At 64.2% G+C, this 17,083-nt stretch carries 13 protein-coding genes; 6 read left to right on the top strand and 7 right to left on the bottom strand.

Annotation, left to right across the window (positions count from 1 at the left end):
- The coding region (locus NH448_RS17645; protein WP_253029127.1) for a NahK/ErcS family hybrid sensor histidine kinase/response regulator at positions 1–3,891 on the bottom strand (3,891 nt) is incomplete at its 3' end.
- Positions 3,892–4,282: 391 nt separating this feature from the next.
- Between NH448_RS17645 and NH448_RS17640 the strand changes: the two genes are divergently transcribed.
- The 6 genes from NH448_RS17640 to ttcA all read left to right on the top strand — a co-directional run bounded on the left by NH448_RS17640 (position 4,283) and on the right by ttcA (position 10,660).
- Positions 4,283–4,540 carry a DUF4212 domain-containing protein gene (locus NH448_RS17640; RefSeq protein ID WP_045992160.1) on the top strand — a complete coding sequence of 86 codons (258 nt, stop codon included), beginning with the start codon at positions 4,283–4,285 and terminating at the stop codon, positions 4,538–4,540.
- Between the two features lie 38 nt (positions 4,541–4,578).
- Positions 4,579–6,372 carry a sodium:solute symporter family protein gene (locus NH448_RS17635; protein WP_108131315.1) on the top strand — a complete coding sequence of 598 codons (1,794 nt, stop codon included), beginning with the start codon at positions 4,579–4,581 and terminating at the stop codon, positions 6,370–6,372.
- 102 nt (positions 6,373–6,474) lie between these two features.
- On the top strand, positions 6,475–8,298 hold the full coding sequence (locus NH448_RS17630; protein ID WP_253029126.1) for a DUF294 nucleotidyltransferase-like domain-containing protein: 1,824 nt from the start codon (positions 6,475–6,477) through the stop codon (positions 8,296–8,298).
- Positions 8,295–8,987, top strand: coding sequence for a 3'-5' exonuclease (locus NH448_RS17625; RefSeq protein ID WP_308812406.1), 693 nt, complete (start codon positions 8,295–8,297; stop codon positions 8,985–8,987). The genes NH448_RS17630 and NH448_RS17625 overlap by 4 nt, the downstream gene beginning before the upstream one ends.
- 72 nt (positions 8,988–9,059) lie before the next feature.
- Entirely contained in the window at positions 9,060–9,299 is a 240-nt protein-coding gene (locus NH448_RS17620) for a hypothetical protein (RefSeq protein ID WP_239452527.1), read from the top strand.
- 401 nt (positions 9,300–9,700) lie between these two features.
- Positions 9,701–10,660 carry a tRNA 2-thiocytidine(32) synthetase TtcA gene (ttcA, locus tag NH448_RS17615; protein ID WP_231498446.1) on the top strand — a complete coding sequence of 320 codons (960 nt, stop codon included), beginning with the start codon at positions 9,701–9,703 and terminating at the stop codon, positions 10,658–10,660.
- Between the two features lie 160 nt (positions 10,661–10,820).
- On the opposite strand, the gene fnr is transcribed toward ttcA, so the two are convergent.
- The 6 genes from fnr to ccoG form a co-directional block, all read right to left on the bottom strand.
- Positions 10,821–11,561 carry a fumarate/nitrate reduction transcriptional regulator Fnr gene (gene fnr, locus NH448_RS17610; RefSeq protein ID WP_045992157.1) on the bottom strand — a complete coding sequence of 247 codons (741 nt, stop codon included), beginning with the start codon at positions 11,559–11,561 and terminating at the stop codon, positions 10,821–10,823.
- 154 nt (positions 11,562–11,715) lie between these two features.
- The gene (locus NH448_RS17605; protein WP_253029125.1) at positions 11,716–12,402 is read right to left on the bottom strand and encodes a sulfite exporter TauE/SafE family protein; all 687 of its coding nucleotides are present in this window, start codon (positions 12,400–12,402) and stop codon (positions 11,716–11,718) included.
- Entirely contained in the window at positions 12,399–12,629 is a 231-nt protein-coding gene (gene ccoS, locus NH448_RS17600) for a cbb3-type cytochrome oxidase assembly protein CcoS (RefSeq protein WP_253029124.1), read from the bottom strand. The genes NH448_RS17605 and ccoS overlap by 4 nt, the downstream gene beginning before the upstream one ends.
- A complete protein-coding gene (locus NH448_RS17595; protein WP_045992154.1) occupies positions 12,626–15,100 on the bottom strand; it encodes a heavy metal translocating P-type ATPase in 2,475 nt (824 codons plus the stop codon). The genes ccoS and NH448_RS17595 overlap by 4 nt, the downstream gene beginning before the upstream one ends.
- A complete protein-coding gene (locus tag NH448_RS17590; RefSeq protein ID WP_045992153.1) occupies positions 15,100–15,621 on the bottom strand; it encodes a FixH family protein in 522 nt (173 codons plus the stop codon). Before NH448_RS17590 ends, NH448_RS17595 begins: the two co-directional genes overlap by 1 nt.
- Positions 15,621–17,039, bottom strand: coding sequence for a cytochrome c oxidase accessory protein CcoG (gene ccoG, locus NH448_RS17585; RefSeq protein ID WP_239452526.1), 1,419 nt, complete (start codon positions 17,037–17,039; stop codon positions 15,621–15,623). Before ccoG ends, NH448_RS17590 begins: the two co-directional genes overlap by 1 nt.
- Positions 17,040–17,083 lie beyond the last annotated feature (44 nt).

The following is a 17,083-nucleotide window of genomic DNA, read 5'->3' as shown; positions in this document are numbered from 1 at the left end:
GGCCGGGCGCACCGGCTTGAGCAGCAGCTGGTAGCCGCCGCGGCGGACCTCTTCGGCCACCTCCTCGGTGCGGTCGGCGGTGATCACGATACCGGGCACCGCGCCGGTCAGGCGCTCGCCGAGCGCGTCCAGCGCCATCAGGCCGGTGACCTCGTTGTCCAGGTGATAGTCGGCGAGGATGGCGTCGGGGTCGTCGTCCAGATGGCGCAGCACCGACTTGGCGCCACCGATGGAGGTCGCGGTGAACACCTCGCAGCCCCAGCCCGACAGCATCGCCTTCATGCCCTCGAGGATCAGCGACTCGTTGTCGATGCACAGGATGCGCTTGCCGTCGAGCTTGCTGGCGACCTTGCGCGCAGGCCGGGAGTCCGTGTCCTCGGCCGGGGCCTTTGCCTCGACCCTGGGCACGCTGACTGAGAATACCGTGCCCACGCCGACCCAGGAGCGCACCCGGATGGGGTGGTCGAGCACCCGGCTCATGCGGTCGGCGATGGACAGGCCGAGGCCCAGTCCCTTCTCGCTTTCCTTGTGGCGCGAGGCCTGATCCAGGCGACGAAACTCCTGGAAGATCTCGGCCTGCTTGGCCTCGGGGATGCCGGGGCCGCTATCCCATACCTCGATCAGCAGGCGCTCACCGCGCCGTCGAATGCCCAGCAGCACCCGGCCTTCCTGGGTGTAGCGGATGGCGTTGGACAGGAAGTTCTGGATGATCCGGCGCAGCATCTGGCTGTCGCTGTCCACCCACAGGGCCGAACCCACCACCTTGAGGTCCAGGCCGCGGTCTTCGGCCATCACCGCAAACTGGGCCTGCAGCGGGCGCAGGATGTCGGTCAGCGCAAAATGGCTGCGTCTGGGAGTCAGCGCGCCGGCGTCCAGCTTGGAGATGTCCAGCAGGGTGCCGAGCAGCTCTTCGGCGGACTGCAGTGAGCTGTCGATATGGCCGATGGTGCGCTTCATGTCCTCGGCGCCCATGTCCTGGGACAACGCCGAGGTAAACAGCCGCGCCGCGTTGAGCGGTTGCAGCAGGTCATGGCTGGCTGCGGCCAGGAAGCGCGTCTTGGAGGCGTTGGCGTCCTCGGCCACCTGCTTGGCCTGGCGCAGGGCCTGCTCGGCTTCGGCGCGCACCCGGTTCTCCTGGCGCAGCGCGGCGTTGGCTTCGGACAGGGCCAGGGTGCGCGAGCGTACCCGCTCCTCCAGGGTCTCGTTGGTTTCCTTGAGGGCGATCTCGGCCCGCCGGCGTTCGGTAATGTCCTGATAGAGCGCGAAGAAGCCGAGGATCGCGCCGCTGTCGCCGAAGTGCGGAGTATAGGTCACCAGCATGTAGCGCAGGCCTTCGTTGGTGATCTCGAGCGACACCTCGAAGCTGACCCTTTCGCCACTCAGGGTGCGCTGAATCCAGGGAATGCGCTCCTCGGCCATGGTCTCCGGAATCACCTGGGTCACCTTCTTGCCGATGACCTCGTTGCGGTTGATGTTGAAGGCCTGCTCGTAGGCACGGTTGGTAAAGAGGTAGCGACACTCCCGGTCGAAGTAGGCGATCAGCGCCGGCACGTTGTCGGTATAGATGCGGATATTGTTTTCCGAGCGGATCAGCGCTTCTTCGGTGCGTTTCTGCTGGGTGATGTCCTGATAGGTGTAGACGAAGCCGCCACCGGGCATGGGGTTGCCCTGGACCTCCAGCACGCTGCCGTCCTGGCGATATCGCACGTAGCGGTGGGGCTGGCCCTCGCGGATGTTGTCGAGCAGCAATTCCACGTGCTCTTCCGGGTCGCCGGGGCCGTACTCGCCGTTATGGGCGTTGTAGCGGAAGATGCGGTCGATCGGGGCGCCGACACGGATCAGGTGGTCAGGGAAGCGGAACAGCTCCAGATAGCGCTGGTTCCACACCACCAGGCGCAGGTTCTGATCCACCACGCTGATGCCCTGGTTGATGTTCTCGATGGTGGCCTGGAGCAGGGCGCGATTGAACTCCAGCACCTGGGAGGCCTCATCGACGATGGAGATGACGTCGGAGATGCCGATGCCACGCCCCTGCAGCGCCGAGTTGACGACGATCCGCGCCGACGAGGCGCCCAGCACCGAGGCCAGAAAGCGCTCGGTGAACTGGATCACGTCGATGGACGCTCGGGCACTGTCTTCCAGCGCCTTGCCGTTGCGCCGGGCGTAGTCCGAGAAGGCGCGGTCGACCTGGCCGGCGCTGAGGAAGCGCTGGCACAGCACCTTCAGGTCGCCGACCGTGGTAGCCCCGGTCCAGGGGCGATTGACCGAGGTCTGGCGGGTCTCGACGCTGTCGACGAACAGCGACGCCTGAATCCGTTCCACCACCCGCTGAGGGGTTACCTGGGAGACAAAGATGTAGGCCACCAGGTTGACCCCCAGCGACAGCATCACGCCGTGGGTAAAGCTGTCACCCACGTGCAGGCCGAATAGCGAGGTCGGTGACAGCCAGGCGATCCCCAGCGGCCCACCCTGTAGCCAGCCGGAGGGCAATACTCCGGCGTTGATCATCGCTGGCAACAGCAGGGTGTAGGCCCAGATGGCGAAGCCCGCGTTCATGCCGACGATGACCCCCAGGCGATTGCCGCGCTTCCAGTAGAGCCCACCGATCAGCGCCGGGGCGAACTGGGCGGCGGCGGCGAAGGACAGCATGCCGATGGAGGCCAGCGAGGTGAATTCGCCGATCAGCTGGTAGAAGCCATAGGCCATGGCCAGGATCACGGCGATGGTAATGCGCCGTGCCCGCAGGACCAGGCGGCCGTAGTCGCGGGCCTTGGTGTCGAACCAGCGCATGCGGAACAGCGCCGGGATGACGATCTCGTTGGAGATCATGATCGAGACCGCCACGGCGGCGACGATGACCATGCCGGTGGCGGCGGAGAAGCCGCCGATAAAGGTCAGCAGGGCCAGCCAGCTCTGGTTGGCGGCCATCGGCAGCGACAGCACATAGGTATCGGGTGATACGTCGGTGCCGGCGAAGATGGTCAGGCCGGCGGCGGCCAGCGGCAACACGAAGAAGGCGAACAGCACCAGGTACAGCGGGAACATCCAGCGCGCGCGGGCGGCGTCGTCGCGGTGGGTGTTCTCCACCACGGTGACGTGAAACTGACGCGGCAGACACAGGATCGCCAGCATGGCCAGCAGGGTCTGGGCCCAGAAGCTCTGGCCGAAGTCCTGCTGGGCCAGTTGCCGCTGCAGCTGCAGGTGGGTGTCGGCCCGGGTCATCAGGTCCTGCAGGCCATCGAACATGCCCCAGGTGACGTAGGCGCCGAGGATCAGGAAGGCCACCAGCTTGACCAGCGACTCGAAGGCCACCGCGTGGATCAGGCCTTCGTGGTGCTCGGTGGCGTCGGTATGGCGGGTACCGAACAGGATGGCGAAGATCGCCATGACGATGGCCACATAGAAGGCGGTGTCACCGAACAGCGGCGCCTGGGTGATGTCGGAGGCGTCGGTGAGCACGGCAAAGGACGTGGACACTGCCTTCAACTGCAGGGCGATGTAGGGCAGGGTGCCGATCAGCGCGACCAGGCTGGCGAAGGCCGCCAGAGACTGGGTCTTGCCGTAGCGAGAGGCGATGAAGTCGGCGATCGAGGTGACGTTCTGGTGCTTGGCGACCCGCACCATCTTGGCCAGTACCGGCCAGAACAATAGAAGCGTCAGTACCGGACCGACGAAGATGCTGGCGAACGACCAGCCGGAGGTCGCCGCCTGGCCCACGGCGCCGTGGAAGGTCCAGGAGGTGCAGTAGATCGCCAGCGCCAGGCTGTAGACCAGCGGGCGACGATGGCTGGCCCCCAGGTGGCGTGCACGACGATCGCCGCGCCAGGCGATGGCGAACAGCACGGCGATGTAGAGCAGTGAAACAGCGATCAATAGCCAACCGGCAAACATGGGCACCTCCTCGACGTCAGCGGCCATTCTAGGGCATTGGCGGCCTGCTCGGCAGGGGCGCAGCGTGGTTGCCTCGATTCGGGCGCCTGAAGCGCGAAGCATTGACAGAATTTTGCGCCATCAAGGGAAAGGCATTGCCTTCTCTCAAGGCCTTGAATCGCGACTAAGGTGGATTGCACCTTTGTAGTGATAGACCATCGGCTAATATTCCAGGAATGTTTATAAGTTACTGAAATATTTGATGTAATGGTTTTCTTGGTGCGGTGCATTTATGCTTTTCGACTAAAGTTATCGTTCCAGGAAAGACCATTTTGTCTAGTCTGCTTCTCGAGCCTTTGTGTCGTCTTTGCGGCGGCATTTGGCGATCAAACCACTTCTTGAGGGTAGCCTTATGCTAGACAAGAGCGCACAGGCCTACTGGAAACGAAACATACGAACCATCCTCGGCTGTCTGGCCGTATGGTTCATCGTCTCCTATGGCTTCGGCATTCTGCTGGTGGATGTACTCAACAATATCCAGTTCTTTGGCTTCAAGCTCGGCTTCTGGTTTGCACAGCAGGGATCCATCTACACCTTTATCGTGCTGATCATTTTCTATGCCTGGAAGATGAACAAGCTCGATGAAGAGTACGACGTCCACGAACAGTGACACCCGCAAAATAACGTCAATGAACGGGAATTGATTCCATGGATGTACAACTACTTACCTATATATTTGTAGGGGCGTCCTTCGCGCTCTACATCGGTATCGCGATCTGGTCGCGTGCCGGGTCTACCAAGGATTTCTACGTCGCCGGCGGCGGCGTCCACCCTGCCGCCAATGGCATGGCTACTGCGGCAGACTGGATGTCGGCGGCCTCTTTCATCTCCATGGCGGGCCTTATCGCCTATCTGGGTTACGACGCCTCGGTCTACCTGATGGGCTGGACCGGTGGCTACGTCATGCTGGCCATGCTGCTGGCGCCTTACCTGCGCAAGTTCGGCAAGTTTACGGTGCCGGACTTTATCGGTGACCGTTACTACTCGAATATCGCCCGTACCGTGGCGGTCATCTGCGTTATTTTCGTGTCCTTTACCTATGTCGCCGGTCAGATGCGCGGCGTCGGTATCGTCTTCGCCCGTTTCCTCGAAGTCGAGGTCAATCTGGGCGTGGTCATCGGCATGGTCATCGTGTTCTTCTACGCGGTGCTCGGTGGCATGAAGGGCATCACCTACACCCAGGTGGCTCAGTACTGCGTGCTGATCACCGCCTTCATCGTGCCGGCGGTGTTCCTGTCGATCATGATGACCGGCCACGTGCTGCCGCAGACCGGGCTCGGTGCCACCTTCGTCGATGCCGCCGGCAACGACAGCGGCCAGTACATTCTCGATCGTCTCGACGGTCTGCTGACGGATCTGGGCATCACGCCCTACACCGACGGCAGCCAGCCGATGATCAACGTGTTCTTTATCACCGCCGCCCTGATGTGCGGTACCGCGGGTCTGCCCCACGTCATCGTGCGCTTCTTCACCGTGCCGCGGGTGCGTGACGCCCGGGTCAGCGCCGGCTGGGCGCTGGTGTTCATCGCACTGCTCTACACCACCGCTCCGGCGGTCGGCGTGTTCGCCCGCACCAACATCATCGAGACGGTACACGAGACCAGCTACGAAGAGGCACCGGCCTGGTTCAAGAGCTGGGAAGGCGTGGGCCTGATCGGTTGGCTCGACAAGAACGACGACGGTCGGGTGCAGATGGGGCCGGGCGCGCCGTTCGAGGGCAAGCCGACCTTCGAAAGCGGCCCGCTGGAAGAGGAAACTCCCGGCGAGCACGGGCAGCGGGTGGTGACCAATACGCCTACCGACAGCCCCAACGAGGTCTATATCGATCGTGACATCATCGTGCTGGCCAACCCCGAGATCGGCGGCCTGCCGGCCTGGGTGATCGCCTTGATGGCCGCCGGTGGCGTGGCCGCGGCGCTGTCCACCGCAGCCGGTCTGTTGCTGGTGATCTCGGCGGCGGTGTCCCACGACCTGATCAAGAAGCAGATCAATCCCAACCTCAGCGAGAAGGGGGAGCTGCTGGCGGCGCGTAGTGCTGCTGCGGTGGCGGTGGTGGTAGCCGGCTACTTCGGCATCAACCCGCCGGGCTTCGTGGCCCAGGTGGTGGCCTTTGCCTTCGGTCTTGCTGCCTCGTCCTTCTTCCCGGCGATCCTGCTTGGCATCTTCGACAAGCGCATGAACCGCGAAGGGGCCATCGTCGGCATGGTGCTGGGTCTGAGCTTCACCTTCATCTACATCGTCTACACCAAGTTCATCAACACCGATCCTTCGATCTGGTGGTTCGGCATCTCGCCGGAGGGTATCGGTACCCTCGGCATGATCCTCCACTTCGTTGTGGCCTTCGTGGTCTCGCGGGCAACCGCGGCACCGCCGGAGCACATCCAGGAACTGGTGGAGAACGTGCGTGTGCCGAGAGGCGCGGGTGAGGCCCACGCTCACTAGAGCGGGCCATCAGGCAGGGGCGTCGGCCCACCATCCGTCGCCCCCTGCCAGACGACAACACTCCCCGACCCCGGCCTCGCCGGGGTCGGTCATGGAGCAGACATGATCGACATCGACTTCACTCATCCACCGTTTTCATTGCTCGACGAGGCCGAGCGCGAGCGGGTCCTGGGCGGGCTGGATATCGCCTACTACGGGCGGGATGACGTGATCCTCGATGCAGGGCAGTCCGGCGAGTTCGTCTTTGTGATCCACAAGGGCGAAGTCGCCGAACTGGACCCGGCCGAGGGCCCCGCCGGGGGGCGCATCGGCCACTACACCGGGGGCGATCTGTTCGGTGCCATCAGCGTGATCAACGGCCAGAGCCGTTACCGCTTCGTCGCCGAAGAAGAAAGCCTGTGTTATCTGATGCCGCACACCTTGTTTCTGTCGCTGTGCGAGAACAACGCCGCCTTCTCGGACTACTTTCACCAGCGCCTGATCAGCAAGACGCGCTTGCTCGCCGAACGTCGCGCCGAGGGCGGGGTCACCCTGGCCGGATTCATGCTCGCCCGGGTGAACGAGTGCATGCGTGAACCGCTCAAGGTCGGCTCGACGACATGCATTCGCGACGCCGTGCTGACCCTCAAGGACAAGGGCGCCGACAGCCTGCTGGTCGAGACGCCCGATGGTCCTGGCATGCTGACCAAGACCGACCTGCTCGAGGCCCTAGTGCTGGAGGGGTGCGACGGTAATGCCGAGGTCGGTGGCATCGCTCATCTGTCGCTGGTGACGGTGAACGAAAGCCAGTACCTGTTCGAGGCACTGATCGAGATGACCCGCCACAAGGTGGCCAGGGTGGTGGTGCTTCAGGGCCAGCGGCTGATCGGTGTCGTGGAGCTGACCGATGTGCTCAGCTTCTTTTCCAGCCGCAGCTACGTGGTCAGCCTGCAGGTCGAGCAGGCGACGACCCTGGCCTCGCTCAGCGAAGCAAGTCAGCGTGCGCCGGAGCTGGTCGAGGCGCTGATGGCCCAGGGGGTACGCATGCGCTTCGCCATGGGCATGCTGTCGGCGCTCAATGGGCGCATCATCAGCAAGGCCTGGCACTTCTCGATGCCGGTCCCTCAGCGCGAGCGCGCCTGTCTGCTGGTGCTCGGCAGCGAAGGGCGCGGCGAGCAGATCCTGAAGACCGACCAGGACAATGCGCTGATCCTGGCCGATGACCAGCAGTGGGACGAGCTCAGCGCAGATACCGCGCGGTTCACCAGCGTGCTCGACGATCTGGGCTATCCGCGCTGCCCGGGCAACATCATGGTCTCCAACCCCCAGTGGGTCGGCACCCTTGCGCAATGGCGCGCGCGCATCCGTCGCTGGGTCAGCGAACCCGACGGAGAAAGCCTGATGCGTCTGGCGGTGCTTGCCGACGCCTCGGGGGTGGCCGGTGACTTTGCCCTGGTGGACCGACTCCACGACGTGCTGATCGAAGAAACACGGGGCAATGAACTGTTGCTGACCCATCTGGCGAGGGGAGTGTTGCGGTTCTCGACGCCCTTGACCCTGTTTGGAACGCTGAAGAAGCCCGAGCACGGCGTCGACATCAAGAAGGGTGGCATCTTTCCCATCGTCCACGGTGTTCGCACCATGGCGCTGGAGTGCGGGCTGCGCGAGACCTCGACCCACGACCGGCTGGCGGCGCTGGCGTCACTCGGGCGCATCGAGCGGGTGGTGGCGGAGGATCTCGGCGAGGCGTTGTCGCTGTTCTGTGAGCTGCGGCTTCGGGCGCAGCTGGCCTACCGGCGCGACGATGCCCGGGCCACGGACGCCCCGGACAGAGTGGTGGTTCAGTCGCTCAATTCGCTGGAGCGGGACCTGCTGCGCGAGGCGCTGCATCTGGTCAAGGAGTTCAAGGCCAGCCTGTCCCACCGCTATCACCTGGAGTATGCATGAGTGTCGAGGCAGCCCCCCAGGGCAAGCTGCCTTGGCGTCAATGGTTTCGCTTGGGAGAGTACCCGATGCTGAGAGCGATCAGGCGTGTGGCCGACAGGCGTCGGCAGGCCGATGGCGATTTCGCCTGGCTGTTCAATCCCTATACCGGCGATGAGCTGGTGTCCCTGGACTGCGAAACCACCGGTCTGGATACCCGTCATGCGGAGCTGGTGTCCATCGCTGCGGTGCGCATCCGTGACGATCGCGTCTTGACCAGCGAGTCGCTGGACCTGCGGCTCGCGCGTCCTGCCAGTCTGAGTGGTGACTCCATCTGCATCCATCGCCTGCGAGGGGTCGACCTGGAAGGCGGCCTCGAGGTACGCGAGGCCTTGACGACGCTGCTGGAATTTATCGGCAATCGCCCATTGGTCGGCTGGTGTATCGACTTCGACCTGGCCATGCTGGATCGCTACCTGAAGGCGGAGTTTGGCTTCTCGCTGCCCAACGCCACCATCGACGTGGCCCAGCAGTACCGCAAGCGGCTGCGCCGAAGTCACCCGGAAATCGAGGTGCAGCCGACCTTTGAACAATTGGCAGAGCGACTTGGAGTCCCGATCATGGGACGCCATACGGCCCTGGGCGACGCCGTCACCACGGCGCTGATGCATCTGCGCCTGGAGAGCGGGGCACTCACGGCGCCATCGCGCTGACCCGGTGCCGTCATCCGCGCTGACCCGGTGCCGCCCGCACCGGCAACCATTCACCTGCAAGGAGATCCTGTCATGAGTCTGCACGCCATGTTGACCCTTCTCGAGCCCACGCTGCTGGCGCTGGGCCTGGTCTCGGTGCTGGTGGCCTACCTCCAGTACTATCGCCGTACCCGGGACCTGTGGGGCATGGTCAAGTTCTGGGAGAAGCGCCTGACCCTGACCGTGCGCGAGTTTGGCTGGCAACGTGCCGGCATCCTGCTGCTGTTGCTGGGCGTGGTGGTGCGCTATCTGCTGGCGCTGAACGTCGTCTAGGGCCTGTCTGAAAAGTGCCTGCGCTCGGTAATACGGCGTTAAAAATCGTCTGGTGCGCCAGCCCGGTCAAAATGCTCATTTACACCCCGTAAACTGCGCTTTCTCACCGATTTTTGCCTTGTCTAACCTTCGCTCGTCGACTTTTCGGACAGCGCCTAGGGCCTGGCTGACAGGCACTTGCGTTCTTCGACTTGCCAGGCCAGACCAGGCCAGGCCAGGCCACGACGCGCAAGAGCGCCACTACGGCGGTGTCGTCCTTGGCGGTTTCCGATGTGCCGCCGACGAAAAGCCCCTGCCGTATTGTCCTCGTCGGGGTAAGCGGTCGCTGACCTCTTCGCCACTAAAGCGTCCGGATGGTAGACTGGCGCCTCTTTCATTTTCAGCCGTGATGTCCCGCTCCCATGTCGCCACAGTCCGCCTCCGCCACCCTGTTCGATCCCCGTACCCCCGAGGATGACCATCTCTCGATCGATGCCGGCGTCAGCCCGGCCGACCCTGCTGCGGGTGGCGATCAGACGGAAGCCCAAGTTCAGGCCAAGGCACGGCGTGAATTCAACAAGCTGCAGAAGCGCCTGCGCCGCCAGGCCGGCAACGCCATCATCGACTACGGCATGATCCAGGAAGGCGACAAGATCATGGTGTGTCTGTCTGGTGGCAAGGACAGCTACACCATGCTCGAGATCCTGCGCAGCCTTCAGCGCAACGCGCCGGTCAACTTCTCGCTGGTGGCGGTGAATCTGGATCAGAAGCAGCCGGGCTTTCCGGAGCATGTGCTGCCGAACTATCTGGACAGCATCGGCGTGGACTACCACATCCTCGAGCGCGACACCTATTCGGTGGTGAAGGAGAAGACGCCGGAGGGCAAGACCACCTGCGCGCTCTGCTCACGCCTGCGGCGCGGCTCGCTCTATGGTTTCGCCGAGGAGATCGGGGCGACCAAGATCGCTCTGGGCCACCACCGCGAGGACATTCTCGAGACGCTGTTTCTGAACATGTTCTTCGGTGGCAGCCTCAAGGCGATGCCGCCCAAGCTGCTCTCCGACGACGGCAAGAACATCGTCATCCGTCCGCTGGCGTACTGCCGCGAGGCCGATATCCAGGCCTACAGCGAGGCGATGGAGTTCCCGATCATCCCGTGCAACCTGTGTGGTTCCCAGCCCAACCTGCAGCGCCAGGTGGTCAAGGAGATGCTGGCCGAGTGGGAGGTCAAGCATCCCGGGCGCCTCGAGAGCATGTTCAAGGCGGTGACCAATGTGGCGCCGTCGCAGCTGGCGGATCGGCAACTGTTCGACTTCGAGGGGCTGGAGGCCGTACAGGCCGAACGCCAGGCCCGGCGCATCGACGTGGTGGATGCCGGCTGATCTCGCCAGCAGCGAATGTGCATGATGCCATGACAGCGAAAGAGGCCGCATCTCCGGATGCGGCCTCTTTCTTGTCACACGCCATCTATTACGCTTTGCTTTCCAGATCCTGGATACCGGGCCCTGCCGGCCAAGCCCGGCACACTGCTGCCAGGCCCGCTCAGGTAACTTCGGTGTCGGCCAGGGTCGACAGCGCGGTCAGGTCGAGGATATTGACCTCACGTCCCGATACCGCCACCAGATCCTGCTGCTGGAAACGCCCGAGGATACGGCTGACCGTTTCCACCGCCAGCCCCAGGTGATTGCCGATGTCGGCGCGGGACATGGACAGGCGGAAGCTGAACGGTGAATAGCCGCGGCGGCGGAAGCGGTCCGACAGGCCGAGGAAGAAGCAGGCCAGGCGCTGATCGGCGGTCTTGCGTGACAGCAGCTGCATCATCCGGCGGTCTTCTCGCAGCTCCTTGCTCAGGGTGCGAAACAGCTGGGCACGCAGCTCCGGTAGGGTCTGGGTCAGCGCATCGAGGCGGTCGAAGGGAATCTCGCACACCGTGGTGGTCTCCAGCGCCACCACGCTGCCGGGATAGCGGCCGTCGTCGATGCCATCCAGGCCAACCAGTTCACTGGGCAGGAAGAAGTTGGTCAACTGAGCTTCGCCGCTGCCTTCGGTGGTGATCTGCTTGAGACTCCCCGATCGGACCGCGAAGACGCTGGTGAAGCGATCTCCCTGCTCGACCAATCGTGTGCCTTTCTTGATCGGCGGGTGACGACGGATGATGGAATCGAAGCGCTCGAGGTCGGCGGTCTCCAGCGACAGCGGAAGGCACAAGGAACTCAGGCTGCAGGACTCACAGCGAGTCTCATGCAGCATGGGACGCCGCCGATCTTGGGCCGTAGGACTCATTCGCAGCTCCTGTGGATCTGGGATCGATATTGACTGGGCCATGGGGAGAACAGACGTCGCCCGTACAGCACGTTGATGGCACTATTCTACACCCTCAGATCAGCTAAAAGTGGCGTCTACCTCTTTAGGATTAATAACTTAGAGGTAGGATGCGTCATTGATGCAGCCCAGTCCAAAGTTGCCAGACGGCAAAGGCGATGATCATGCCAGCGGCGACAAGGCGTGTTGCCCGATGCGCCAGCAGGGCCTGCATTTGTCTGGCGGCGAGGCCCGTCACCACCAGCGCCGGAAGCGTGCCAAGACCGAAGCTCGCCATCAGCAGTGCGCCCTCGAGGGGCTCGGCCCGTGCCAGGCTCCAGGCCAGCATCGAGTACACCAGGCCACAGGGCAGCCAGCCCCAGATGGCGCCCAGCGCCACCGCCTGGGGCAGACGCACCACCGGCAACAGGCGTCTGCCTGCGGGTTCCAGGTACCTCCAGAGGTGACGTCCCAGTGCCTCGACGTGACGCAGGCCTTTCCATAGATCGGCAATGTAAAGCGCCATCAGGATCAACATCAGGCTGGCGACGATCTGCATCAGGCCACGCAGGGTCGGCGAAAGGCCGATCACCGAACCCAGGGTGGCAACCAGAGCGCCCGCCACACAGTAGCTAGTGATACGACCTACATTGTAGCCGAGCACAAGTGTGCTCACCCGCCAAGGTTGACGCATGCTGGGGGGGATGGCAAAGGTCAGGGCGCTCATGATACCGCCGCACATGCCAATACAGTGTGCACCGCCGAGCAGGCCAAACACGAAGGCCGCCATCATGGGGGGCAGTTCCAGGCCGGTAGGGTTCACTCAGGCCCTCTGGACGATGGATCACGCTCGGATGTCTGCGCAGGCGTTTCGGAAGAGGAAGCGCCGTCATCGGCACCGCGAGTGTCGTCCTCATCCTCGAACAGGATGCGATAGGCGGGGCCTTCGAGGTCCTCGAACTGGTCGTTGCGCACCGCCCAGAAGAAGGCCCAGACCGCCAGGCCCAGCAGGATCAACGACAAGGGTATCAACAGGTAAAGGATGCTCATGGGCCGGGGCTTGCGGTGACGGGTGAAGGCGTCGCGGTCCGCCTGGTGCGTCCACGTCGCAGACGCAGGGCATTGCCGATGACCAGCAACGAGCTGAGTGACATGCCGATGGCGGCAAGCCATGGGGGCACGAAGCCCAGCGCCGCTGCGGGCAGCGCCACGACATTGTAGAGCACCGACCAGGACAGATTCTGGCGAATGATGCGACGGGTCTGACCGGCCACCTCGATGGCTTCGACGATACCCGTGAGCGGTTCGCCCAGCAATACCAGATCGGCGCGGGTGCGGGTGAGGTCGCTGGCCCCGGCCATGGCGATGGCAAGGTCGGCGCCGGCCAGTACCGGCACGTCATTGATGCCATCACCGACCATGGCCACCTTTTCACCCTGTGCCTGTCGCGCCTTCAAGTGCCCGAGCTTGTCCTCGGGGGTGGCCTCGCCACGCCACTGATCGACGCCCAGCGTGCGGGCCAGCTGGCCGACGTTGACTGCGCGGTCGCCCGACAGGATCTCGATGGCAAGCCCCCGATGGGCGAGGGCGGCGAGGGTCTCGGCGGCGTCGTCACGGGGCTGATCGTCGAGCTTGAACCAGGCCTGGGGCTTGCCTTCGCTGGCCAGCAGCAACCAAAGCCCTGCGCCAGGGAGCTCAGGAACGGGTCGGCCCAGGCAGGCAAAATGCGGCTGGCCCAGTCGCCAGCGCCGGCCGTCGATCACGCCTTCCACGCCCTGACCCGGGTGATTGCGCAGTTCGCTGGCCTGGCAGCTGGCGTCGCGCCAGGCAGCGAAGGCGCGGGCGATGGGGTGCTCCGAGCCGGTCTCCAGTGCCGCCGCCAGTGCCAGATGCCGGCGCTTGGCGGCAGCGTCCATCTCGCCATTGTTGGCGCTTCCTTCGTCGTCGCTCAGCGGCCGGTGTTCGGCGAGTTGCATACGCCCCCGGGTCAGGGTGCCGGTCTTGTCGAAGACGACGCGATCGAGGCCGGCCAGGGTCTCCAGCGCATCGGCTCGGGTCACCAGTACCCCGGCACGTCTCAGCCGGCCGTGGGCCACGGTCAGGGCGGTGGGGGTCGCCAGCGCCAGGGCGCAGGGGCAGGTCACCACCAGTACCGACAGGGTGATCCACAGGCTGCGGCTAGGGTCGATCAGGCTCCAGACCAGCGCCACCAGGGCGGTGATGACCAGCAGGTTCAACACGAAGCGATGGGCCACCTGCTCGGCCAGGCGGGCGATACGTGGACGATGGGCGAAGGCACGGTCGGTGAGATCGAGAATGCCGGCGGCGCGGGTATCGTCGCCGACGCGGGTGACCATCACTTCGATCGGGCTGTCCATGCACAGGGTACCTGCGTGCACGGTATCTCCCTGGCGACGCAGGCAGGGCAGCGATTCGCCGGTCAGCAGCGACTCGTCGATCTGGGCCAGGCCCGAGGTAAGGGTGCCATCTGCAGGAATCTGGGCGCCGGGGCTGACCCGAACCCGGTCACCAGGCGCCAGCTGACTGGCAGGGATGACGCGTTCATCGCCCTGCTCGTCGAGGCGCACCGCGGCACTCGGCAGCGCGCTGGCCAGGGCATTGCCGCTGCGGCCGTAGTGGGTACGGGCGCGAGACTCCAGGTAGCGTCCGAACAGCAGGAAGAAGGTGAACATGCTGACCGAGTCGAAGTAGCGGTCCCCGGAGTCGCTCACGACCGACCAGGTGCTGGCGACGAAGGCACCACCGATGGCCAGCGCCACCGGCACATCCATGCCCAGCACGCGGGTTCGCAGATCGCGCAGGGCGCCGACGAAGAAGGGTTGGGCCGAGTACAGTACCACCGGAGTGGTCAGCGCCAGCGATAGCCAGGCAAACAGACGCTCGAACTCGGTGCTGAGATCACCGCCGTCGACGTAGTGCGGGATGGAAAACATCAGCACCTGCATCATGCCGACGGCCGCCACGATCAGGCGCCTTATCATCTGGCGCGACTGTTGCTTGAGCCGCTGCTGAGCCTGGTCCGGCTCGTAGGGCTGGGAGGGATAGCCGATGGCAGCCATCTCGGCCAGCAGGCGCGACAGCGACAGGCGTTCGGGATCCCAGCGCACCTGAAGGCGATGCTGGGAAAGATTGACAGCGCAGCTCTCCAGGCCGTCGAGGGCATTCAGGCGGTGTTCGATCAGCCAGGCGCAGGCGGCGCAGGTGATGCCATCCACCGCCAGGGTCGCTACCTTGGTGTCGCCATCCTGACGCACGAAACGATCCTGCAGGCCCGGATCGTCGAATACCTGATAGCGGGCCTCGTCGGCGGGTGTCGGCGATGGGCGCTCCGGCAGGGCGGTGCGAAAGCGATAGTAGCTGTCCAGGCCGCCGCCGACGATGGCCTGGGCCACCGCCTCGCAGCCCGGGCAGCACAGCGGATGGCGCTGGCCATCCAGGGTGATCGACCAGGGTGCTGTGGCCTCCACCGGGGCGCCACAGTGGTAGCACGAGGCCGCCATCAGAGTCCCGGTGTCAGGCGCACGGAGGTCTCCCGCGGGAACTCTGCCTCGCCGGTCAGGCGCCATTCAGGCTGTCCTGACGCGCCTTCTGCGTGGGGCTGCAGCTGAAGGTACCAGCGATAGCGCAGATTGCGGTCGAGGGTGCCGACATAGTGGCCTGCACGGGTGTGGGTCAGCACCAGTGCCCGGTCGCGGGCGCCATCGGTGGGGAACTTCAGCGCCAGATCCAGCCGCTCTGGGCGTTCGTCGCCATCGAGTGTTACCACCACGTCGCCGGTGGTGGCGTCGATGCGCAGCTCGGCCGCCAGCCCCAGCGCCTCGGCACGTTGCTGCTTTTCGAGCTGGACGTTGATGGCCAGACCTTCCTTGTAGTAATCGTCCGGCACCGAACCGTCGAAGTAGCGGATCGAGAAGGCCAGGTAGACCATGCTGAAGGTGACCGACGACAGCAGCAGGGCGATCAGGAACCAGGGCCAGAACTGCTTGTACCAGGGCGGCACCTGGGGATCGGACAGGGACATCAGGGGGTAACTCCTATAAAGCGGCTTTCACGTTCGATGGCCACGGACGGATCGTCCTCGGCGAGGACGCGAACGCTGATATCGGCACTGCGTTGTTCCATCTGATCAGGATTCACGCTCAAGGTCATCACCAGTTGGCGGGACTGGTTGGCGGGAACCTCGATGGCGGTGGTGTCGCTCTCGAGACCCTCGATGCCGGCTACCTCGATCACGTAGCGATGAGGGCGGTTGTCGAGGTTACGCACGGTCATGGCGTAGGAGTTGGCGATGCGTCCATCGGTCAGTGTCTGGTAGAGCCGAGCGCGATCGCGCTCCACATCCACATCCAGCGGTGTGCGGTCGGCGATGGTCCAGACGAACAAGCCGATCATCACCACCAGGGCGACCAGATAGCCGATCAGTCGAGGCCTCAACAGGTGGGTCTTGTTGCCGTCGAGGGCGTGCTCGGTGGTGTAACGCACCAGACCACGGGGGTAGCCCATCTTGTCCATTACGCTGTCGCAGGCGTCGATGCAGGCGGCGCAGGTGATGCACTGGTACTGCAGACCGTCGCGGATATCGATGCCGGTCGGGCAGACCTGAACACAGAGGTCGCAGTCGATGCAGTGGCCAAGGCCCTGCTCTGCCGGGTCGGCGTTGCGCTTGCGCGGGCCGCGAGGCTCCCCGCGGTGGTAGTCGTAGGACACGATCAGGGTGTCGCGATCGAACATCACCGACTGGAAGCGGGCGTAGGGGCACATGTACAGGCAGACCTGCTCGCGCAGCCAGCCGGCGTTCAGGTAGGTGAAGACGATAAAGAAGCCGACCCAGAAATAGGACCAGCCGCTGGCCGAGAGGGTGGCAAGATCCAGCACCAGGCCACCGATCGGGGTGAAGTAGCCGACGAAGGTGATGCCGGTGGCCGCCGAGATGATCAGCCAGATGGCGTGCTTGGCGCTCTTGCGCCAGGCCTTGTCGGCGTCCCAGGAGCGCTTGTCGAGCTTGATGCGACGATTGCGCGGCCCCTCGATGCGGTGCTCGACCCAGATGAACAGGAAGGTCCAGACGCTCTGGGGACAGGTGTAACCGCACCAGACACGGCCGGCAAAGACGGTGATGAAGAACAGGCCGAAGGCGCAGATGATCAGAAGCCAGGACAGCAGCACGAATTCCTGGGGGTAGAAGGTGGCGGCGAAGATATGAAATTCGCGCCCCGGCAGATCAAACCAGACCGCCGGTCGATCACCCCAGGGAATCCAGGGCAGCAGCAGAAAACCGAGCATCAGCGCCCAGTTGGCGACCCGACGGACACGCTGGAACACGCCTTTGATCTCGCGTACGTAGATATGCCGGCGGCTCTCGTACATGCTCTGGCTGTCGGGGGAATGGTGCGACACCGCAGGGTCGGTGACGTCGTGGGCAGGGATCTTGTCGCTCATGGCAGACTCACATCGCGTCGATGGGGCCGAAGCCCCAGTCTAGC

This window comes from Halomonas sp. OfavH-34-E, assembly GCF_024124525.1.
Lineage (GTDB): Bacteria > Pseudomonadota > Gammaproteobacteria > Pseudomonadales > Halomonadaceae > Halomonas > Halomonas litopenaei.
This window is presented reverse-complemented; position numbering and strand designations above follow the sequence as displayed.